This window comes from Streptomyces sp. NPDC044063 (genome assembly GCF_056434285.1).
The window spans coordinates 100,836-121,132 of record NZ_JBWKFM010000009.1 but is presented as its reverse complement, the minus strand read 5'-3'; the positions used below and the strand labels follow the sequence as shown (position 1 = coordinate 121,132).

Genomic DNA, 20,297 nt, shown 5'->3' with positions numbered 1-20,297 from the left:
GCGGCGCGGGCGGGGAACCGCTCATGCCGCGGCCCGGACGGTCATCCGCAGCCCGCCCCGCACCCGCAGGGAGAGCATGGGCTCCGGGACCACCCGGTGGCCGGGCGGCGTGCTCAGGGTGAGCTCCCGTACGACCGTGGCCGTCACGAGGACGGCCTCCATCATCCCGAGGTTGCTGCCCACGCAGAAGCGCGGACCGCCACCGAACGGCAGGTAGGCGTAGCGCGGCCGGTCGTCCCCGCCGCCGGGCCCGAAGCGGTCCGGGTCGAAGCGGTCCGGCGCCGGCCAGAAGGCCGGGTTCCGGTGGATGGTGTACGGGCAGATCAGCACGTCGGCTCCGGGCGGCACCGTCCAGCCGCCGACCTCGTCGGCCGCCTGCGCGCGCCGGGGCAGGATCCACACCGGCGGGAAGAGCCGCATGGCCTCCTGGACGACGGCGGTGGTGTACGTCAGCCGGGCCAGGTCCTCGAAGCGTGGGGCACGGTCGCCGAGGACCGCGAGGGCCTCCGCGCGGACCCCCTCCCGCGCGTCCGGGTGGAGGTCGAGGAGGTGGAAGGTCCAGCCGAGGGTGCTCGCGGTCGTCTCGTGGCCGGCGAGCAGCAGGGTGACCAGCTCGTCGTGGAGCCGCTGCCGGGCGGCCCGGGGGTCGGCCTCCCGCCGGGTCGAGGCGATCAGCCGGGACAGCGCGTCGTCCCCGTCGGCGCCGCCGCCGGGCCGGGCCGTCCGCTCGGCCACCAGGCGGTCGACGACCTCGCGCAGCCGGCCGCGGGCGCGCCGGAAGCGCAGCTGGTGGGGGAGCGGCAGCCACATCGGCACCAGCCCCTGGGAGACCATCTCGAACATCGCCTGGTCCTGCACGGCCTCGAAGTCGTGGGCCACCGAGGCGTGGGCGGTCAGGTCGGCGTCCAGCAGCGTGTGCCCCAGCACGCCGAGCGTCAGCCCGGTCAGTTCGCGCACCACGTCGACGGGCCCGCCGCCCTCGTGCGCCCGCAGCCGGGCCACCAGCCCGGCCGCCTCCTCGGCGACGACGGCGGCGCGGCCGGCGATCCGCCGGTGCTGGAAGACCGGCTGGATCGTCCGGCGCTGGGCCCGCCAGCGCTCGCCGTCACTGGTCAGCAGGCCGTCGCCGAGGGCGCGCCGGGCCTCCACCAGCCCGATGCCCTTGTGGTAGTTGGCGCTGTTGTCGGCCAGGACGTGCTTGGCGTGGTCGGGGTGGTTGAAGACGTAGAGCGTCTTGGGGCCCATGGACACCCGGACCGCGTCGCCGAGCGCCGCCGCGTCCCGCATCAGCGCGAGCCGGTCGGTGGCCAGCTTCCGCAGCAGTCCCGGCAGCGCGGTGAGGGGCGGGCCCGGCGGGGTACGGCTCATGCCGGCCTCCCCGCGAACCGGGTGCCGTGCGTGGCGTACGGCCGGAGCGCGCGGACGAGGGCCTCGGGCACGAGGGCGGGCGCGGTGGCGGTGTTGGGCCCGCGCATGCACGCCACCCGCTGGCGGCCGCGGGCGATGAGCGCCTCCGTGCCGTCCGGGCCGAGCCGGACGTAGTCGAAGGTGAATTCCAGCTGGGTCTGGCCGAGTTCGGCGAGCCGCATGCGCACCGACAGCTCGTCGAAGGCGCTGATCTCGGCGAAGAACTCGCAGTCGACCTTCAGGGTGAACAGCTTGAGGTCGTCGCGGAGTTCGGCGAGGACCTCCGGCGCCCGCTCCTTGAGGAACAGCTCGCGGCAGCGGCCCTGCCAGCGCAGGTAGTGGGTGTAGTAGACGTTGCCGACGAGGTTGGTCTCCTCGAAGCCCACCGTGTGCCGGTGCTCGAAGTAGTCCGTCATCCCCGCTCCACCCCTTCCACCCCTTCCACCCCTTCCGTCCCGTCCGCGAGGAACGCGAACACGACCGGCCGCTCCTCGCCGCGCAGCGCGGTGACGAACGTCGCGATCCGCAGGCCGCCGGAGGCCAGCACCGTCCAGCGGTCCCCGCGCGGCGGGTCCGCGGCGAGCGGGGCGCCGGCCGCGACCCCGGCCTTCTTCAGGCATTCGAGGGCGGTCCACACGCGGGTGGCGGCGGTGTCGCGCCCCTCGCCCGACTGGGCGGCGAGCAGCGCGGCGAGCGGCGCGTGGTCGCCGAGGAGCGCGTCCCAGTCCTCGGCCGCGCGTGCGGTCACGGTCTCCGCGTCGCAGGCCACGGTGGTGTCCGCGACCGCGCACAGGGTCACCCCGGCGCCGTGGGACGCCGACACGCAGGCCGCGCCGTCGGTCTCGGGCCGTCCGTCGGGGCGGTGGCGCACCTCGGCCGGGCGGCCCAGGGCGCGCCCCGCCGCCAGCGCGGTCCGCGCCCGGCGGTCCGGCTCGCCGCCGCCGTCCCGGGCGGGCGGCTCCACGGCGACGGCCACGCGCGCGCCCAGTACGTCCTCCAGGGCACGCTCCAGATAGGGCCCCAGCAGCGCGGGCGCCCAGGGGCCGCCGCCGTCGCCGCGGCGCACGGCCCGCAGCCGCAGGCCCTCCCAGCGCTCGACCACCTCGCCCCGCCCGTCGCGGACGGCGATGTCGTAGACGTAGGTGTCGCCGTCGCGTTCGCGTTCCACGGCCTGGTAGCGCAGGAGGTCCCCGGGCGCCGGACCGCCGCCGAGGGGGTGGATGCGCGCGACGGCGGACGGCAGAAGCGTCGCGTCCGGTACGCACACCTGGTTGCCGTGCATCAGCGCGTCCCGCATCCCGGGGTCGCCGAGCAGCAGCCGGTCCGGCAGGAAGCCGGCGAACCAGCCGCCGGGGCCGGCCGTGGCCACGTCGGCGTCGACGTGCCGGGCGGCGGCCCGGTGGTAGCGGCGCAGCCGCTGGAAGCGGGAGCCCTGGAAGAGGACGTCGCCGTAGAGGTCGGCGGCGGGGTCCAGCGGTACGGGCGGCAGGCCGTCCGCCGCCGGCAGGGGCTCCCCGTCGGGGACGGGGTCCCCGGAGAAGACCAGCCGGGCCCGGAAGTGGTCCGCGGCGAAGCCGGTCTCCTCGCTGTGCACGGCGACGTCGACCGTGCCGGGCCCGGTGACGGTCGCGGCGATACGGAGGGTGGTGCTGCCGGCCGGGGGCACCACCACGGGCCGCGGGAACTCGGCCCGTTCGATCACCGGTACGGCCGTCCAGCCGGTGGCGGCGGTGGCCGTCTGGGTCATGGCCTCCAGCCCCATGACGGCGGGAAGGAGCAGGTCGCCGTCCAGGAGGTGGTCCGCGAGGTAGGGGTCGGTGCCGGCGTTCAGCTCGACCTCCGTGACCAGCTCCACGCCGTGGTAGCGCACGAGCGGCCGGCCGAGGAAGCGCAGCAGCGGCAGCGGCGGCAGGGCGTGCCGCATCGTCTCCACGCCCTCGGTGCGCCCGCTGACCACCACGGGGCCGTGGACGTCCGGGTCGTCGACGAGCCGGCGCAGGACGGCGACGCCCTGGTCGGGGGTGAGGGGCGTGATGCCCTCGCGGGCGAGGGACTCGACGACGGACAGTCGTTCGCCCATCCCCACCCCGGACCACACCGACCACTCCAGGCACAGCGTCCGGCAGTGCGGGTGCCGCGCGGCCACCTCCTCGGTGAGGTCGGTCAGCCATTCGTTGGCGGTCGCGTAGTGGGCCTCGCCGCGCAGGCCGGAGCGGCCGATGACGCTGCCGAACGCGACCAGCAGCCGCAGCGGTTCCGGGTCGAGGGCGTCCAGCAGGTGCCGCAGGCCGTCGACCTTGGGCGCGAACGTCCGCCGGAACGCGGCCATGTCCAGGCCGGTCAGGGCGGCCGGCTCGTTGCGGCCGGCGCCGTGCAGCACGGCGGTCACGGGGCCGAGGGCGGCCGTCAGTTCCGCGACGGCCGCGCGCACCCGGGCCGGGTCGGTGACGTCGGCGCGCGCGTACCGCACGGTGACGCCCTCGCCGGTCATCCGCTCCAGATTGGCCGCGAGCTCCCGGTCGGCCGCCGGGTCCGAGCGGCCCAGGACGGCCAGCCGGGCGCCGGTACCGGCGACCAGCGCCAACGCGCACTCGGCCGAGATGCCCTTGCCGCCGCCGGTCACCAGCAGCACATCGCCCTCGCCCAGCGGCGGTACGGTCCGCTCCGGCGCCACCGGCAGCGCGCGCAGGACGGGCACCGTGCGGGTGCCGTCGGCGTCGTAACGCACCTCCGAGAAGCCGGTGGTGGCGGCGGTCTCCGCGACCGCCCGGTCAATGGCCTCGGGCGTCTCGGGTACGTGCAGCACGGTGGTGCGCAGCCGGCCCGACTCCAGGTGCAGCGTCTTGGCGAGCCCGGCCGCGCCCCGGCCGTGCTGGACGAGCACGAACCGCTCCACGTCCGGCTCGGCCAGCGCCGCCCGGGCCCCGTCCAGGGCGGCTTCCAACTGCTCCTCGGCGCAGCCGGCGGGCAGCCACACCAGGACGCCGCCGCCGACGCCCGCCGTGGCCAGCGCGGCGCGCAGCGGCTCCGCGTACGGGGTGCCGCCCGGCGTGAACAGCCGCCACGGCCCGTCGGGCCCGGCCGCGGCCCGCTCGGGCGGGGGGAGTTCCTCGTGGCCGGGCGCGAAGGCGCGCACCCAGGGCGCGGCGCCGGCGACGGCGGGCGCGGGGGCGGCGTCCCGGTCCCGTTCGGTGCCGGCCAGGGCTTCGAGGGCCTCGGCGAGCTCGCCGACGGTGGCGGTGGCGAAGTTGGTGGGCACCCGCGCGGGCGGCACGCCGAGGTGGCGGGCGGCCCGGCCCGCGAGCTGTCCCACGGTGATCGAGCTCAGGTGGAGGTCGTCCAGCAGCCGGCTGTCGTCGCCGACCAGTTCCAGGGGCAGTTCGGCGCGCTCGGCGACGAGCCGGCGCAGCAGGGCGGCGGCGGGCTCGCCGTCGTTCGCGCCGTCCGACCGGGGAGCGGCCTCCGGTCCGTCCTGGGGCGGGTCGGCGACCGCCGCGGCCCCGGCGGCGCCGCGCGCCGTCGTCGTCCGGAGGGCCGGTACGTCGGGGGCCTGCTCGCAGGGGCTGGCGAGGAAGTGGAGTTCGGCGCCGATCTCCAGGGGGCGGATCAGCCGGTCGTGGAAGAGGCGTTCGTGGGCCAGCGGGGTGCCGGCGACGTAGGCGGCGCCGGCCACTTGCAGCAGCCCGCGCAGCGACTCGTCGTCGGTGTCCAGGGCGACGGCGGGGACGTCCGTGGCGGCCGCGGCCAGTCCGCTGAGCACCCGTCCCGGGCCCACCTCGACGAAGAGGTCGACGTCCTTGGCCGCCAGCTCCACGGCCTGGGCGAAGAGCACCGGGTCGGTGATCTGGCGGCGCAGCAGCGCCGGTACGTCGGTGCCGGGGGCCAGGGGCCGGCCGGTGACCGTGGAGACGACGCGCCGGTCCACCGCGGCGAAGTCCACCCCGGCGAGCCAGCCGCCGAAGGACTCGGCGGCGGCCGCCACCAGCGGGGAGTGGAAGGCGTGCGAGACGGGCAGCGGGGTGCAGCCGGTGCCGGCCCGGCGGGCCCGCTCGGTCACGGTCGTGACGGCGTCGGCGGGGCCGGCGACGACGGTCTGTTCGGGCCCGTTGTAGCCGGCGACGACGACGGGCAGCCCGTCGGTCAGCGCGGCCACGGCCTCGGGGGCCACGGCGAGGGAGGCCATGGTGCCCGAGTCGCCGTGCTCGGTCATGGCCCGGCCGCGGACGGCTGCGACCCGCAGCAGGGTCTCCTCGTCCAGGGCGCCGGCCCAGTGCAGGGCGGAGATCTCGCCCAGGCTGTGGCCCACGGCGACGGTGGCCTCCACGCCGAGCGCCCGCAGGGCGCGCAGGCCCGCCAGCGAGCCGGTGACGATGCGCGGCTGGGCGACGGCGGTGGCCACCATGTCGCCGGCGGCGGGCAGTCCGGCCCGCTCGTAGACGCGCGCCGCCTCGGGCAGCCGGCGGCCGAGCGCGCCGCCGGTGGTGCCGCTCCCGGAGCCCTGTCCGGGGAAGAGGAAGCCGATGCGCGCTGGACCGTGCGCGTGGCCGAGGAAGACGCGGCCGTCGGCGGCGAACAGGCTGGTCTCGCCGGCGTCCACCGCGTCGCGCAGCTGCCGGACGCGGCGTTCGGCGTCCTCGGGCGAGGAGACGACGGCGGCGGCCCGGTAGGGCGCGTCGCGCAGCTCCCGGCGCAGGGCCGCGGCGAGGTCGGCGAGCTGGGCGTACGCGAGCCGCGGCACGAAGCCGGTCAGCCGGTCCAGCCGGGCGGCGAGCTCCTGCGGCGAGTCGCCGTCGAACAGCAGCAGCTCCATGTCCTGCGCGGAGGATGCCAGCATCCGGTCGCGCTGCCCGGCGACGGCACGGCCGTGGGCCGCGGGCCGGTCGAGGACGACGTGGGTGTTGATGCCCCCGAAGCCCATGGCGGTGACGCCGGCGCGCAGCGGCGCACCGTCCGGCCAGGGTTCGGCCCGGCGCAGCACCCGCAGGGGCGCGGCGGGGGCGGTGAGCAGTTCGTGGGGGTCGGGGCAGCCGATGGCGGGCGGCAGCATGCCGGCGTCGAGCGCCATGGCGGCCTTGATCAGGCCGGCCACCCCGGCGGCGGCCTTGGTGTGCCCGATCATGGCCTTGACGGAGCTGATGACGGCGGGCGGCGCCTCGGGGTCGGCGGTGGTGCGGGCGAGCATCAGGGCGCGCAGCTCGGTGGTGTCGCCGACGGGGGTGCCGGTGCCGTGGCCCTCGAAGAGCGGCACGGTCTGGATGCCGAACCCGGCCCTTTCGTACGCACGACGCAGCGCGAGCTGGTAGCCGCTGACCTCGGGCCGGGTGATGCCGCCCTGGCCGTCGGAGGCGATGCCCCAGCCGGCGACGGAGGCGTAGACGCGGTGGCCGGCGGCGAGCGCGTCGGCCTCGCGCATGAGGACGACCATGCCGCAGCCCTCGCCGGGCCAGAAGCCGTTGGCGGCCCGGTCGTAGACCCGCATCTCGTGCCGGGCCAGGGCGCCGGTCTTGGCGAAGCCGGTGATCTCGAACGGGTCGATGGAGAGGTCGACCCCGCCGGCGACGGCGACGTCGACGTCGCCGGCGAGGAGGGCGGCGGCGGCCGTGGTGACCGACAGCAGCGAGGACGAGCAGGCGCCGTCGACGGTCCAGCCGCCGCCGTTGAGGTCGAAGTGGTTGCAGACGCGGCCGGCGATGGTGTTGGACAGGCCGCCGGCGAGGGTGTCCTCGTCGACGGCGGGGAACGGGCTCTTGTAGGTCTCCTCGACGCCCGCCAGGAAGCCGGCGAGCCGGTCGTCGTCCCAGCCCTCCTCCTTGAGGGCCGCGGCCATGACGCGGCGTACGTAGGGCCAGCGCAGCCGCATGACGTTGGCGCGCGCGAACTCCCCGGTGAGGGTGTTGCCCACGATCACGCCGGTCCGTTCGCGGGGCAGGCCCTCGCCGAGCGGGAAGCCCGCGTCCGCGAGCGCCCGCCCGGCCACGTCGAGCGCGAGCCAGTGGGTGAGGTCGGTGGAGCGGTAGGTGCTGCCGGCGACCTTGTGGGCGAGCCGGTCGAACGTATATCCCTCCAGGACCGCGGCCTCGCGCGCGTAGAAGCGGTCCGGCGCGGCCGGGTCCGCGTCCCAGTGGTCCTCCAGGCGCATCCGGACGCCGGGGAGCCGGCGGAAGGCGCGCCGTCCGGCGACGGCGTTCTCCCACAGCTCGCGGGGGGTGGCGGCGTCCGGATAGCGGCACGCCATGCCGACGATGGCGATCCTGCTCATGCAGCCACCGCTTCCTTCCCCGCTCCGGACGCGGGCGTGGGGCTGTCCTTCCCCGTGGTGGTCCCGTCCGCGCCGGCGGCCGCGGCGGCGCGCTGCCGCTCGCCGATGTGCAGCCACCAGAGGTAGCCGCCGCGGATGAGGCAGACGGCGGCGGTGGCGAAGAAGATGCCGTACGCGATGCCGAGCGCGGTCAGCAGGCCGTACATCGCGGCGACGCCCCCGCCGAAGGCGATCTGGGAGTCGCGCCGGGACGGGGAGGTGCCGGGGTCGGTGACCATGTAGTTGGTGAAGAGCACGAAGGCGGTGCCCGTCATCATGCCCAGCGCCGCCGGGATGGAGGTGCCGAAGATCAGCCCGCGCACCACGGCCTGCAGGGCGAAGCCGACGAGCCAGGCGCCGATCAGCCACATGCGCTCGGTGAGCTTGGAGTTGAGCAGGGTGCCGAGGCCGAGGATGACCACCGGCAGGCCCCAGTCGACGGGGGTGCCGACGTTCTCGGTGAAGTGGTACGGCGGGGCGATGCTGGCCCAGGGGAACAGCAGCAGGATGATGGCGATGCCGAAGTTCGACGGGTTCATGAAGTGCCGCATCCGCCCGCGCACCGGGGCCCGCAGCACCCACTTGGTGCCCACGGCCACCACGACCCCGAAGATCATCACCCAGACCCGGTCGTTGACGTAGGTCAGCATGTTCACCGCGAGGCCGGTGATGTGCGAGGGGAAGAGGAACTCCACCATCCCGCGCACCCCGCGCCCGGCGAACCGCGGCGCCCTGCCGTCGGCCTTGGCCGCGATCGCCTCCAGGCCGATCTCCACCGTGTAGGCGGTGAAGACGGCGATGAGCGGCCAGGTCCAGGGCTGTTCGAAGCCGAGCACGGTGTAGCCGAGGATGTTCAGGACCGAGATGGAGATCGCGAAGCGGCGGAGCGCGGTGACGACCTTGGGATCGTGGTGCGGTGGGCTGCTGGGCTGAGTGGCCATCGTCTGTCACTTCTCCTTGGCTTCGGAGCCGAGTTCGAACGCGTGCCGGCCCGGGCTCGTACGGAGGTCCTGTTCGCGCACCTGACCGCCGCGGTCCCGCCAGGTCAGGTGGACCGGCACCGGCCCGCCGCCCCAGTGGCCGAGGCCGATGTGCACCTCGTGGCTGCGCTTGCCCGAGTGACCGCCGCCGCCGTCGACGCGGGAGAGGCGTTTCTTCCCGTCCGGCAGGGTGACGACGACCTGGGTGTCGACCGCCGGGGCGCCGTCGGGGTGGGTGAGCCGGAGCGAGAGGAAGTCACCGGGCCCGGGAGCCTCGTTGTGGTAGAAGACCGGCTCGCCCCACTGCCGGGCGACGGCCATGTCCAGGCGCCCGTCGCCGTCCGCGTCGCCGGTGGCGATGCCGCGGGTGGGGATCGGTATGCCCATGCCCAGCGGCTTGGACAGGTTGGTGTAGCGCCCGTCGCCGCCCTTCACGAAGAAGCGCATGAACTGGTTGCCCGCGAGGTCGTCGCCCTGCTTCACGTTCGGCCAGAACAGGGGGTTGTGGGTCAGCTGGTCGTTGGCCGTGGCGAGCTCCTGGAGCTGCGGCCAGCGGTTGGTCTTGCCCTTGACGAAGCCGGTCGCCTGCGCGATCTCCAGCGTGCCGTCGTTGTCGAAGTCGCCCGTCTTCACGTCCCAGCCCCAGCCGGACCAGGCCAGGCCCAGCGGCGCGCTGCGGTCCTCGAAGGGCGCCTCGCCGCCGCTCAGGCTCTTCCGCGCGGACTTCAGGTCGCGGGCCTGGTTGAGGAAGGCGAAGTTGGACTCCTGGATGCCGAACGACGTGGTGATGTTGCTGATGAACATGTCGTTCATCCCGTCGCCGTCCAGGTCGGCGATGTCCACGCCCATGCCCTTGAAGGAACTGCGGCCCAGCTGCTTGGACTTGGGCACCATCGCGTCGCGGGGCGCGTCGGCCACGGCGAAGCGGATGTTCCCGGGCTTCGAGCGGTTGCTGAGCAGCTTCGAGGTGCCGAAGTCGTGCGCGAGGTAGAGCTCCGGCAGCTGGTCGCCGTCGAGGTCGGCGGCGGAGACGGCCAGCGTCCAGCCGTGGCGGACCTGCTGGGGCAGGGCGTCCTTCGCCTCCTCGAAGCCGCCGCGGGTCCAGCGCAGGACGTGGTCCTCGCCGCCGTTGTGGGCGGCGGACAGCGAGTCGTTCATCTCGACGCCGCCGTTCTTGGTGTCGTCGAGGACCGGGCTGTCCGGGAAGTAGTTCCCGATGTAGATGTCGTCGTGCCCGTCGCCGTCGAGGTCGCCGATGGTGGTGGCGTTGCTGTTCCACAGCGGGCCGGTGTACTTCCCGCCGGAGCTCACGCCCCGCATCAGCTCGGTGGCCTCGAAGGAGGCGGCCGAGCGCCCGTCGGAGCCGGGCCGCGCCATGTAGAGGATGGGGGTGCGGCCCCAGTAGTAGACGAGCAGGTCGGTGCGGCCGTCCTCGTTGAAGTCGCCCGCGGCGCAGCCCATCGGGGCCATCGTCCGGGTCATCGGCAGCGGCGCCGGGTCGAGCGCGAACGGCCGGTAGCGGCCGGAGTTCCTGCCGGGCACCGGCGTCACGGCGACCTGGTCGATACGCGGGTCGGTGACGCACAGGTCGTTCGCCAGTCCGTCGCCGTCGACGTCGTTCATGGAGATGCCGGCGCCCACGGAGGAAATCCACGCCTCGATGTGCTGGTAGGCCTTGTTGACCTTACGGATGGTCTGCTGCTTGAAACCGCCGGGCAACTCGATGCTCATGGGAGTGAACGCGAACTTCTCCGCCATCCTCGCCTTGCCGGCGGCCGAGGTCGAGGGCGGCTGGACGGCGATGAACAGCCCCACCATCAGCACGAGCGCGACAATCCCGGGGAGTTGTTTGATGTACCAGGGGCGTTTCGCCATGGGTCTTCAGCACCTTCCGCGGGAAACGAGCTCCTCGGCGATCCGCCGCCGCCAGATCTCATAGGCGGGAACGTCGCCGCCGCCCGGTCCGGTCGGCCGGGTGCCGGCGCACAGCTTCGCCGCCTCGTCGGGGGGCATGCCGAGAAGCGTCTCCGTCGCCAGCCGGGTGTGGTCCACGGTGAGCCCGGCCTTTTCGCGGGCCTCGGCGGCGAAGGCCACGCCCTGGAGCAGCCGCGGGTGGTGCGGTCCGGAGCGCTCGGCGAGGTGCCGCAGCTCGGCCTCGCCGGCGCCGCCCGCGTAGGTGGCCGCCAGGCCCAGGCCGCTGTAGAGGTCGGCCCTGCGGTGCTCCGGATAGGCGTCGGCCAGGTCGGCGGCGCGCCCGGGGTCGGTGCCGCCGACGAACCACAGGGCGCGGCCGATGCCCTGGTCGACGGCGTTGCGGTGGTACGTGGCGGGTGTGGCGGCCCAGGCGAGGGGCGGGTCCTGGTGCTGCCCGCGGACGTAGCGGTCGGTGTGGAAGTAGGCCTGGTGGAAGCCGTAGCCGTCGAGGACGAGCCAGCGCAGCAGGGGGTCGGTCCGGGTCACGTCGGGCCACAGGACGCGGGGCAGCCGGGCCATGGCCCAGCCGACGCCGACGTAGGCCATGTAGTGGTGGAGCCGGCCCCGGCCGGACAGCAGGCCGGACAGCCGCCGGCCGCCGCTGCCCGGCAGCGCGTCCAGCACGGTGGCCCCCATGGCCGCGCCCTCGTAGGCGAATCCGCGGAACTGCCGGGGGACGGACTCCAGGAGGGTCTCGGTCCGGGCGACGGAGGGTTCGCCGACCGCGTGGCCATAGCCCTCGAGAAACGTCCGGCCGATCATCTCCAGCAAATCCCGGGCCGCGGAATTCTTCTCGTGGAAGCCACGTCGCTCCAGGCTCGTGGCCGATACGCCGGGGGTGAGGATCTTGCGCCTGAGCGCACGCAGAAGAGTTGACAACGCGCTGTACCGCCCCTCGTCGATATGCCTCGTGGTGCTCGGTCAGCCGAAATCGAATGTACTCACGCTCAACGAACTGCCGTCTACTTCAGGAGTGCTGGGTTCCCCTGTTATTGCAGACGGATTCGCACATTCCGTCGCCAGGATTCATACGCCGGAACGCGCCCGGAATCGGAGGCCGGAACGGCGCAGTCGTCCGCCAGCGCGGACGCCTTCTCCACGCCGATGCCCGCCAGCGCGGTCACGGCCGCGTGGGTGTGCTCGGGCACCGTTCCGGAGTGGTCGCGCGCCTTGGCGGCGAACACCGCGCCCTGCCCCAGCTCGGCCCGGTACGGCCCGGCCGCGCGGCGCAGTGCGGCCAGGTCGGCGGGGGCCGCGCCCCCCGCGAAGACCGCGGCGAGGCCCACGCCGCTCCACAGGTCCCCGTGGCGGTCCGCGGCGAAGCGCCGCACCGCGGCCGCCACATGGTCGGCGCGGGCGCCGTGCACGAACCACAGGGCCCGCCCGACGCCCTGGTCGACGGCCCGCCGGAAATAGCCCGGCGTGCCGTCCCACGGGTAGGCCGCGGGCACGTACTGCCGCTCCACCCAGCGCCGGGTGTCGAAGTAGGCGCGGTCGAAGCCGTATCCGTCGACGGCCAGCCAGCTCATCACCGGGTGGTACGGGGAGCCGGTCACGTCCGGCAGCACGTTCCGCCACAGCACCCGGGGCAGCCGGGCCATGGCGAAGCCGACGCCGATGTAGTTGAGGAAGACGTGCGGCAGACCGGGCCCGGACAGCAGGTCGCGGGCGAGGTGCCCGCGGCCGGGTCCCATCGCGTCGCGGACGGTCAGGGCCATGGTCGCGCCCTCGTAGGCGAAGCCGCGCAGCGGCGGGTCGGCCAGCTCCAGCCGCCGTTCGGTCTCCCACAGGTCCCGGGCGTCGATCGCCCACTCGAATCCGCAGACGACCGCCCGCGGGATGGCCTCCAGGTGCCGCGCGGCGGGTGACGAGGCCCCGGGGAAACGGCGTTCGGTGAAGCCGACGCTCGCCAGCGACGGGGTGAGCGCGAGCCGGCGCAGCGATCCGAGCACGGTGGGCACGGTTGCCTCCTGGTCCCTGGGCCACCGTCCGCCGGTGGCGGAGAGCTCATGGTCGTGCGCGGGGCCCGGGGCCGGCATCTCCGGCCGTGCGGAGCTCGTGGGACGGGCGGTGACGGGGAGCAATCTCAAGGTTGCCGGGGAGGACGCCCAGGCGCTGGGATGACGGGGGAACGCCGACCAACAGGGCGGTTGGGAGAGCATGCAGGATCGCGCGAGTCGGACCCGCGAGGTGATCCTCCGGGCTGCGGCCACGGTCTTCGACGACCGGGGTTACGTCGGAACCCGCCTGGAGGACGTCGTCGACGGCCAGGGCATCAGCAAGGGCGCGCTGTACTTCCACTTCCCGTCCAAGGAGGCCCTCGCGGCCGCCGTGGTGCGCGAGCACTACGACCTGTGGGCGGAGCTGACGCGTCGGCTCCGGCCCGAACACCCGCGTGCCGTACGGCTGCTGATCGAGCTGTCCCGGCGGATCGCGCGGATGCTGCTGGACCAGACCGGGGTCCGGGCCGGGCTGCGGCTGATGTCCGAGCGCAATCTGATCGGCCCCTCGGTGCCGCGTCCGTTCGTCTCCTGGGTCACGGCCGTCGAGGGGCTGCTGGCGGAGGCGCGGGAGCAGGGCGATCTGCGGCCCGAGGTGGTGTGCGGACCGACGGCCGTGGTGATCGTCTCGGCGTTCGCGGGCCTCCCGCAGGCCCTCGCGGCCGGCGCGGACCCGGCCGACCCGGTGGGCTGGGCGACGGCCCTGTGGCGCTCGCTGCTGCCCGGCCTGGTGACCGCGGCCTGCGCGGCGGAGATGTACGCCGTGCTGGACGCGGTCCCGGAAGACGCCGTCGGCCCGGCGGGGGAACGGCCTCCACCGGGGGAGTGACACAGCACAGGGGGAGAAGACACGGCCCGGTGCCCCCAGCATCCTGGTGGCCCGCAATCCCCGTCCCCATGTGAGGAGTACGAGTGGAGAGCCGTGTCCTGATACCCCGCCCCCTGGTGTTCTGGGCGGGCGTGCTCGTCTGCTCGGCCGGGGTGGGCGAGCACGTCGTGATGTTCGTCGATTCGGCGTCGATGGACTACCGCATGGCCCATATGCCGGTGGGCGCCTCGATGTGGCTGGCGATGGCCGCGATCGTGGCCGGCCTGGTCCTGGCGGCGGGCGGGCTGGTCCCGCGCCGCCTGACCGGAGCGCCGGAGGCCGCGCGACCGGACGCCGGCGCCGGAGCCGGTGACGAGCCCGGACCCGGTGACGAGCCCGTGCCCGGTGACGAGCCCGTGTCCGAGGCCCGGCGGCGGCTCGCCCGCCGGCGGCTGGTGGCCGTGCTGTCCTTCGCGCTGGTCGTGGACCAGATGAAGCTGGCCACGCTGGCGTTCATGCTGCCGGGCGCCCGCGCGGAGTACGGCCTGACCGCCTCCGAGGTGGCCTGGCTGCCCATCGGCGGGCTGACCGGCACGGTGGTCGGGTCGCTGCTGTGGGGCCATCTGGCCGACCGGATCGGGCGCCGGGCCGCCGTGCTGCTCGCGGCGCTGCTGTTCGTGGGCACCACGGTCTGCGGGGCCATGCCCAGCTTCGAGGCCAGCGTGTTCATGTGCCTGCTGATGGGCATGTCGGCGGGCGGCATGCTGCCCATCGTCTACGCGCTGATGTCCGAGGTGCTGCCCGGGCGCAGCGGGGTGATGGTGCTCCAGGCCGGGCTGACGACGGTCGGCGGCTATCTGGCCGCCAGCGGCCTCGCGGCGGTCTTCGAGCCGATCGCGGGCTGGCGCATCCTGTGGTTCGTCCAGCTGCCGCTGGCGCTGGCCCTGCTGGCGCTCAACCGCTGGATCCCGGAGTCGCCCGCCTTCCTGGCCTCGCGCGGCCGGCTGGCCGAGGCCCGGCGGATGAGCCGGCTGTTCGGGCTGGCCACCACGCCGAAGGCACCGGTGGGGCCGCGGCAGGGGCCGGGCGCGCTCTTCGGCCGGGGCTATCTGACCCAGACGCTGATCATCTGCGGTTACGGGCTCTCCTGGGGGCTGATCTACTGGGGTTTCCTCACCTTCCTGCCGAGCCTGCTGTCCAAGGTGGGCGTGGGCGTGAAGCCGCCGCAGATCCTCTTCGTGTCGTCGATCCTGTCCATCCCGGGCACGGCCGTCGGCGCGTGGCTCTACAGCCGCTGGTCGTCGCGGAAGACGATGGCCCTCTACGGCGCCACGGCCTCCGTGTCCCTGCTGGCGCTGCTGGTGATCCCGCTGCACAGCGCGCCCGCCGTGATCGTCGTGCTGATGGGGCTGCTGACCGGGACCAGCGGTGTGGTGGCGGTCCTCGGCCCGTACGCCGCGCAGACCTATCCGACGGCGTTCCGGGGGATGGGCAGCGGGCTGGCGGCGGCGTGCGGCAAGTCGGGCGGCATGTTCGGGCCACCGCTCATCGCGTGGATGACGTCCTTCATGGCGCTCAGCCGGGTGGCCGCGGTGGTCGCGGTGCCGATGGCGCTGGCCACGGCGGCGGTGGCCGCGCGGGGCAGGGAGACCGTGGACCGGTCGGCGGACGCGGGGGCCGCGGAACGGGAGGGCGAGCGCGCGGCGGCCGTGTCCTGACGCGGGACGGCCGGCCGCCCGTACGGGCCGCCGGCCGTTCGCTGTCGTACGGGTCAGGTGCGCGGGCTGTTCTGGTAGGCGGCGAGCCGCCAGTCGCCGTCGTGCCGTACGAGCAGCCAGGTGGCGTGGACGCCGTGCTCCTCGCGGACCTCGGTCTCGCCGTCGGCCAGGATGCCGCCCCGGGTGATGAGCAGCGCGGTGCCGGCGTCCAGCCGCCGGAGGTCGACCGGCGTCCCGGTGACCCGGGTGCCCTTGAACGGTCCCTGGTAGGCGGCGTTCATGAAGTGACGGATGGCGTCCCGGCCCTTCTCGAACACACCGGGCAGGATCATGGTGGCGTCCTCGGTGAACACGTCGGCGAATGCCTCGGCGTCCTGGGCCGCCCACGCCTCGGCGATGCGCTGCGGGACGGCGGCCGCGGTCGCCAGCTCGGGGTCGGGGTGCACGTCGTTCGTCGTCATGTCGGTTCCCGTCTTCCGGTCACGGATGCGGCCTCATCGTCCTGGCGCCGTTCCGGGACGGACAACTCCGGGGTTGCCGAGTCGGGCCGGGACGCGGGCCGGGACGCGGGCGGGGCAAACCGGAATGGCGGCATCCGCGCAAATCCCTGTTGCGAGCGCCGAGTTCCGCCATGCAGCATCGCGCCATGACGACGAACTGGACCGGACTCCTGACCACCGCCGTCGGCAGGACCGCCGACGTACTCCTGAAGGGCGCGGACCAGGACTGGTCCCGCAAGGCCGCGGACTCCGCGTGGGACTGCCGCGAGACGCTCGCGCACATGGCCGGCTGCCTGACCGGCTACGCCGGCCTGCTCATCGCGCGGCCGGACGATCGCGAGGGCGCCGGGCGCTCCTGTCGCGCCCTGCTCACCACCCTCGACCCGGAGGCCACGGTGCCCGCGGCCCTGGAGGGGCTCCGCGTCGCGGGCGGGCTGCTGTCCGCCACCGTCGCGGCCACCCCGCCCGAGGCGCGCGCCTGGCACCCGTACGGCAACTCCGACGGCCCCGGCTTCGCCGCGATGGGCGTGATCGAGACGATCGTCCACGGCCGGGACATCGCGCTGGCCCTGGGCCTGGACCCGGACGCGGCCGTGTCGGACGAGCTGTGCGCGCCGGTGGTCGAGCGCCTCTTCCCGGACGCGCCCACCGGCTTCGGCGCGGCGGAGACGCTGCTGTGGTGCGCGGGGCGCGTGGCGCTGCCGGGTCACGAGCGCCGGGGGGAGTGGCGCTGGGACGGCAGGGTGCGTCCGGAGCCGTCGCCCGCCGTCTGAGGCCCCCGCCCGGCGGGACTTACGTATGGGTAAGCACCTGGGGGTAAGTGGGCACTTTCAGGTAGGTACTTGTCACGACGTCCGGTAGGTGCGTAAATCGGGGCAGGCCATTTGTCCCGTCCCCCGGGATCAGGACCGGACCGCCCTCGGGCGGTCCGGTCCTTTTCCGTGCGGGGAGGCGCAGGGGCGTGCGCCTCCCCGGGTCACTGCGGCTGGTTGCCGTGCTTGCGGGCCGGGAGCGCCGCGTGCTTGCTGCGGAGCATCCGGAGCGCGTCGATGAGGGCCTCACGGGTGGCGCCCGGGTCGATGACGTCGTCCACGAGGCCGCGCTCGGCCGCGTAGTAGGGGTGCATCAGCTCGTCGCGGTACTCCGCGATCCGGGCCTGCCGGGTGGCCTCCGGGTCGTCGGAGGCGGCGATCTCGCGCCGGAAGACGACGTTGGCCGCGCCCTCGGCGCCCATTACCGCGATCTCGTTGGTGGGCCAGGCCAGGGCGAGGTCGACGCCGATGGAGCGGGAGTCCATCACGATGTACGCGCCGCCGTACGCCTTGCGCAGCACCAGCGAGATCCGGGGCACCGTGGCGTTGCAGTAGGCGTAGAGCAGCTTGGCGCCGTGCCGGATGACGCCGCCGTGCTCCTGGTCGACGCCGGGCAGGAAGCCGGGCACGTCGACCAGGGTGACCAGCGGGATGTTGAAGGCGTCGCACATCTGCACGAAGCGGGCGGCCTTTTCGGACGACTCGATGTCGAGGACGCCCGCCAGCCGCTGCGGCTGGTTGGCCACGATGCCGACGACCTCGCCGCCCATCCGGGCCAGGGTGCAGATGATGTTGGGCGCCCAGCGCTCGTGGACCTCGAAGAAGTCGCCGTCGTCGACGATCTCCTCGATCACCGCGCGCATGTCGTACGGGCGGTTGCCGTCGGCCGGCACCAGGTCGAGCAGGGCGTCGGTCCGGCGGTCCACCGGGTCCTGCACGGGCTCGGAGGGCGGCATCTCGCGGTTGTTGGAGGGCAGCAGCGACAGCAGGTGCCGTACGTCCTCCAGCGCGGCCTCCTCGTCGTCGTAGGCGAAGTGCGCCACGCCGGAGGTCTCGGCGTGGACGTCGGCGCCGCCGAGGCCCTCCTGGGTGATCTGCTCGCCGGTGACCGCCTGGACCACGTCGGGGCCGGTGATGAACATCTGCGAGGTGCCCCGCACCATGAAGACGAAGTCGGTCAGCGCCGGCGAGTACGCCGCGCCGCCCGCGCAGGGGCCCATGATGACGCTGATCTGCGGCAGCACACCGGAGTTGCGGACGTTGCGCTGGAAGATGCCGCCGTAGCCGGCGAGCGCGGTGACGCCCTCCTGGATACGGGCGCCGGCGCCGTCGCACAGGCCGATGATGGGCGCGCCGGCGGTCTCGGCCAGGTCCATCAGCTTGTGGATCTTCTGGGCGTGCGCCTCGCCGAGCGCGCCGCCGAAGATCCGGAAGTCGTGGGCGTAGGCGAAGACCGTGCGGCCGTCGACCTCGCCCCAGCCGGTGACGACGCCGTCGGTGTAGGGCTTGCGCGCCTCCAGGCCGAAGCCGGTGGCGCGGTGGCGGCGGAAGGGCTCGGTCTCGGTGAAGCTCCCCTTGTCGAAGAGGAGTTCGAGACGCTCCCGGGCGGTCAGCTTGCCCTTGGCCTTCTGCGCCTCGGTGGCCTGGGCGCTCGGGCCGTCGAGGATCTGCTCCCGCAGCCCGGCCAGTTCCGCCACGCGCTCGGCCATGCCGGGCGGGGCGTTGTGCGGCGACTTGTCCTCGACAGTGCTCACGCGGACCTCTCTCCGGTCGAAGGAACGCCCCGTCGTAGGGTGGCGCTCGGGCACCCGACAGGCTGGCGGGGACGCCTATAAGGGAGCTCGAAGCGAGCTGGACTCCCGCCTGGGGCACGCCCCACCGGGTCTCACCCGTACCTCGATCCCCACTCGAGGATCGCGGCGCAGGCTGACGGCGTGCTGACAGAGACGATTTCCCCCGACCTCTTCCGCGCCGCCCTGTCCCACTGGGCCAGCGGCGTCACCGTGGTGACCACGCGCGACGCCGCCGGACAGAACCACGGGTTCACGGCCAGCGCCTTCTCCTCCGTCTCGCTCGACCCGGCCCTGGTGCTGGTGTGCCTCGACAACAGGGCCAACTGCTTCGACGCGTTCGACCGGTCGGAGGGCTTCGTCGTCCACCTGCTGGCGCGCGACCAGCAGGAGCTGGCGGGGCGCTTCGCCAGCAAGGGAGCCGACAAGTTCGCCGGTACGGGCGTGACGCTGTCGTCCTCCGGGCAGCCGCTCCTGCCCGGCGCCCTGGCCCGGCTGGAGTGCCGTACCGAGCGGCGCGTGCCCGGCGGCGACCATCTGATCCTCATCGGCGAGGTCCACCACGCCACGGAGACGGCGGGGGAACCGCTGCTCTACCACCGGCGGGGCTTCCACGGGCTGACGCCGGAGCCCGCCCGGTGAGCGCCGCCGGCTGAGGCCCGGCGGGTCACCGCCCGGCGCGGAGGCCCTCCAGGGTCCCCAGGCGCAGCGGCCGGTCCGGCGCCATGTCCAGCCGGGTCAGCACGCCGGGCACGGCGATGCCGGGCAGGACCGTCCGGAAGAGCGCGGCGATCTCGTCGACCAGCTCTACGCCCTCCTGCGGTACGGCCTCGCACATCAGCTGCACACCGGTCCACGAGCCGACCAGGAGCCGCGCGGTCGCGACCGGGTCGGTGTCCGGCAGCGTCTCGCCGCGCTGCCCGGCCTCGGTCAACAGGGCGGCCACCACCTCGACCCAGTCGGGCCACCGGGTGCCGAACAGCGCCCGCGCCCGCTGGTCGACGGCCAGCCGCAGCGAGGCGCGCAGCAGCGGCTCCCTCGGCAGCCGGTGGGCCAGCAGCAGGGAAGCATCCACCAGCTCCTGGAGTTTGAACTCCTGGGGCAGTACGCCCTCCATCGTCACGGCGGTGTCGAGCACGCCCCGTGCCAGGTCCTCCTTGGAGCTGAAATGGAAGTACAGGGCGCCCCGCGTCACATCGGCCTGGGTGAGGATCTGGGCGATCGTGGCCGCTTCGTAGCCCCACTCGTCGAAGACGGTGCCGGCGGCCTCGAGAATCGCCTGCCGGGTCCGGATCGCACGCTCCTGTTGCGGCATGCAAACCCTCCTTCTGTTTCGACGAGTGGAGCAATCTTCCACGCTGGAAGTCAGAATTCCGAATCGCCGGGGCGGGTTCGCGGAACGGATATCCCCGGTACTCGGGGGAATGGTTCGGCTCCTGTCGGGAAAAATACCGCTCATGCGGTACGGTCTGGTCGTCGTATATGAGGCTCGGTCAGGTGCAGTTGTGGCGCCGGAGAGAGGTGGGGCATGAGACGCCAGCCGGTGCGGACTCCGCAGCCGTTCACCTGCGGTCTGCTGGCAGCGCTCGGAGTGATCGGCGGGAAGTGGAAACCCGTGATACTGACCGAGCTCCAGTGCCGCCCGCTTCGCTTCGGTGAACTCCGGCGCGCCATTCCGGGCGTCAGCGAGAAGGTGCTCAGCCAGCAGCTGCGCGAGCTGGAGACGGACGGCGTCGTCCACCGCGCGGAGTGCGCCCGCGCGTTACCCAGGGTGGTCCGCTACTCCCTGACGGACCTGGGCCTGGCCCTCCACGAGAGCCTGCGGCCGCTGGCGGCCTGGGGCGAGGTCACGAACGAACGCCGCGACCATCCCGAGGACGCCGACGGGCGGTGACGCCCGTCGGCGCGGTCCGCCCGCCGGGCGGAGCTCCGCGGGACGGACCCCCCCGCTCCCGCTCCCCTCCCCCCCCGGCCCCATCGGCCCCCCGTCACTCTGAGAAAGCGCCCGCC

The 20,297-nt window shown here is 74.1% G+C and carries 15 protein-coding genes; 5 read left to right on the top strand and 10 right to left on the bottom strand.

Going from position 1 to position 20,297, the window contains the following annotated elements:
- Positions 1-21: 21 nt before the first annotated feature.
- The 7 genes from AC07BS_RS14070 to AC07BS_RS14040 all read right to left on the bottom strand — a co-directional run bounded on the left by AC07BS_RS14070 (position 22) and on the right by AC07BS_RS14040 (position 12,620).
- Positions 22-1,368 carry a cytochrome P450 gene (locus tag AC07BS_RS14070; protein ID WP_478932226.1) on the bottom strand — a complete coding sequence of 449 codons (1,347 nt, stop codon included), beginning with the start codon at positions 1,366-1,368 and terminating at the stop codon, positions 22-24.
- Positions 1,365-1,823: an acyl-CoA thioesterase gene (locus tag AC07BS_RS14065; RefSeq protein WP_478645714.1), complete on the bottom strand. Its 459-nt coding sequence runs from the start codon at positions 1,821-1,823 to the stop codon at positions 1,365-1,367. The genes AC07BS_RS14070 and AC07BS_RS14065 overlap by 4 nt, the downstream gene beginning before the upstream one ends.
- Positions 1,820-7,666, bottom strand: coding sequence for a type I polyketide synthase (locus AC07BS_RS14060; protein ID WP_478932223.1), 5,847 nt, complete (start codon positions 7,664-7,666; stop codon positions 1,820-1,822). Before AC07BS_RS14060 ends, AC07BS_RS14065 begins: the two co-directional genes overlap by 4 nt.
- Complete coding sequence (locus tag AC07BS_RS14055) at positions 7,663-8,646, bottom strand: enediyne biosynthesis protein (protein ID WP_478645718.1); 984 nt, start codon at positions 8,644-8,646, stop codon at positions 7,663-7,665. The genes AC07BS_RS14060 and AC07BS_RS14055 overlap by 4 nt, the downstream gene beginning before the upstream one ends.
- A 6-nt stretch (positions 8,647-8,652) precedes the next feature.
- Positions 8,653-10,560 (bottom strand): CRTAC1 family protein, encoded by a 1,908-nt coding sequence (locus tag AC07BS_RS14050; protein ID WP_478932221.1) that lies wholly within the window; start codon positions 10,558-10,560, stop codon positions 8,653-8,655.
- Between the two features lie 6 nt (positions 10,561-10,566).
- Positions 10,567-11,538, bottom strand: a complete 972-nt coding sequence (locus AC07BS_RS14045) for a DUF1702 family protein (RefSeq protein WP_478645722.1) — start codon at positions 11,536-11,538, stop codon at positions 10,567-10,569.
- A gap of 110 nt (positions 11,539-11,648) precedes the next feature.
- On the bottom strand, positions 11,649-12,620 hold the full coding sequence (locus AC07BS_RS14040; protein ID WP_478645724.1) for a DUF1702 family protein: 972 nt from the start codon (positions 12,618-12,620) through the stop codon (positions 11,649-11,651).
- Between the two features lie 199 nt (positions 12,621-12,819).
- Here AC07BS_RS14040 and AC07BS_RS14035 point away from each other — a divergent pair, with 199 nt between their 5' ends.
- Positions 12,820-13,488, top strand: a complete 669-nt coding sequence (locus AC07BS_RS14035) for a ScbR family autoregulator-binding transcription factor (RefSeq protein ID WP_478932218.1) — start codon at positions 12,820-12,822, stop codon at positions 13,486-13,488.
- An 83-nt stretch (positions 13,489-13,571) separates the two neighbouring features.
- The gene (locus tag AC07BS_RS14030) at positions 13,572-15,185 is read left to right on the top strand and encodes an MFS transporter (protein ID WP_478932216.1); all 1,614 of its coding nucleotides are present in this window, start codon (positions 13,572-13,574) and stop codon (positions 15,183-15,185) included.
- A 53-nt stretch (positions 15,186-15,238) separates the two neighbouring features.
- Here the strand turns inward: AC07BS_RS14030 and AC07BS_RS14025 are convergent, their stop codons facing one another.
- Positions 15,239-15,646, bottom strand: coding sequence for an SgcJ/EcaC family oxidoreductase (locus AC07BS_RS14025; RefSeq protein WP_478645732.1), 408 nt, complete (start codon positions 15,644-15,646; stop codon positions 15,239-15,241).
- Between the two features lie 185 nt (positions 15,647-15,831).
- On the opposite strand from AC07BS_RS14025, the gene AC07BS_RS14020 reads away from it, so the two are divergent.
- Entirely contained in the window at positions 15,832-16,458 is a 627-nt protein-coding gene (locus tag AC07BS_RS14020) for a maleylpyruvate isomerase N-terminal domain-containing protein (protein WP_478932214.1), read from the top strand.
- A 203-nt stretch (positions 16,459-16,661) separates the two neighbouring features.
- On the opposite strand, the gene AC07BS_RS14015 is transcribed toward AC07BS_RS14020, so the two are convergent.
- A complete protein-coding gene (locus tag AC07BS_RS14015; protein ID WP_478932366.1) occupies positions 16,662-18,206 on the bottom strand; it encodes an acyl-CoA carboxylase subunit beta in 1,545 nt (514 codons plus the stop codon).
- A gap of 225 nt (positions 18,207-18,431) precedes the next feature.
- Between AC07BS_RS14015 and AC07BS_RS14010 the strand changes: the two genes are divergently transcribed.
- Positions 18,432-18,929, top strand: coding sequence for a flavin reductase family protein (locus tag AC07BS_RS14010; protein WP_478645736.1), 498 nt, complete (start codon positions 18,432-18,434; stop codon positions 18,927-18,929).
- A gap of 25 nt (positions 18,930-18,954) precedes the next feature.
- Here the strand turns inward: AC07BS_RS14010 and AC07BS_RS14005 are convergent, their stop codons facing one another.
- Positions 18,955-19,602, bottom strand: a complete 648-nt coding sequence (locus tag AC07BS_RS14005) for a ScbR family autoregulator-binding transcription factor (RefSeq protein WP_478932211.1) — start codon at positions 19,600-19,602, stop codon at positions 18,955-18,957.
- A 213-nt stretch (positions 19,603-19,815) separates the two neighbouring features.
- Here AC07BS_RS14005 and AC07BS_RS14000 point away from each other — a divergent pair, with 213 nt between their 5' ends.
- Positions 19,816-20,181 (top strand): winged helix-turn-helix transcriptional regulator, encoded by a 366-nt coding sequence (locus AC07BS_RS14000; protein ID WP_478645740.1) that lies wholly within the window; start codon positions 19,816-19,818, stop codon positions 20,179-20,181.
- The last annotated feature ends 116 nt before the right edge of the window (positions 20,182-20,297 follow it).

What these genes read in the sequence shown, in the direction of transcription:
- AC07BS_RS14070 (WP_478932226.1), bottom strand. Translation starts at nt 1,368, where the DNA reads ATGAGCCGTACCCCGCCGGGCCCGCCCCTCACCGCGCTGCCGGGACTG.
- AC07BS_RS14065 (WP_478645714.1), bottom strand. Translation starts at nt 1,823, where the DNA reads ATGACGGACTACTTCGAGCACCGGCACACGGTGGGCTTCGAGGAGACC.
- AC07BS_RS14060 (WP_478932223.1), bottom strand. Translation starts at nt 7,666, where the DNA reads ATGAGCAGGATCGCCATCGTCGGCATGGCGTGCCGCTATCCGGACGCC.
- AC07BS_RS14055 (WP_478645718.1), bottom strand. Translation starts at nt 8,646, where the DNA reads ATGGCCACTCAGCCCAGCAGCCCACCGCACCACGATCCCAAGGTCGTC.
- AC07BS_RS14050 (WP_478932221.1), bottom strand. Translation starts at nt 10,560, where the DNA reads ATGGCGAAACGCCCCTGGTACATCAAACAACTCCCCGGGATTGTCGCG.
- AC07BS_RS14035 (WP_478932218.1), top strand. Translation starts at nt 12,820, where the DNA reads ATGCAGGATCGCGCGAGTCGGACCCGCGAGGTGATCCTCCGGGCTGCG.
- AC07BS_RS14025 (WP_478645732.1), bottom strand. Translation starts at nt 15,646, where the DNA reads ATGACGACGAACGACGTGCACCCCGACCCCGAGCTGGCGACCGCGGCC.
- AC07BS_RS14020 (WP_478932214.1), top strand. Translation starts at nt 15,832, where the DNA reads ATGACGACGAACTGGACCGGACTCCTGACCACCGCCGTCGGCAGGACC.
- AC07BS_RS14015 (WP_478932366.1), bottom strand. Translation starts at nt 18,206, where the DNA reads ATGGCCGAGCGCGTGGCGGAACTGGCCGGGCTGCGGGAGCAGATCCTC.
- AC07BS_RS14005 (WP_478932211.1), bottom strand. Translation starts at nt 19,602, where the DNA reads ATGCCGCAACAGGAGCGTGCGATCCGGACCCGGCAGGCGATTCTCGAG.
- AC07BS_RS14000 (WP_478645740.1), top strand. Translation starts at nt 19,816, where the DNA reads ATGAGACGCCAGCCGGTGCGGACTCCGCAGCCGTTCACCTGCGGTCTG.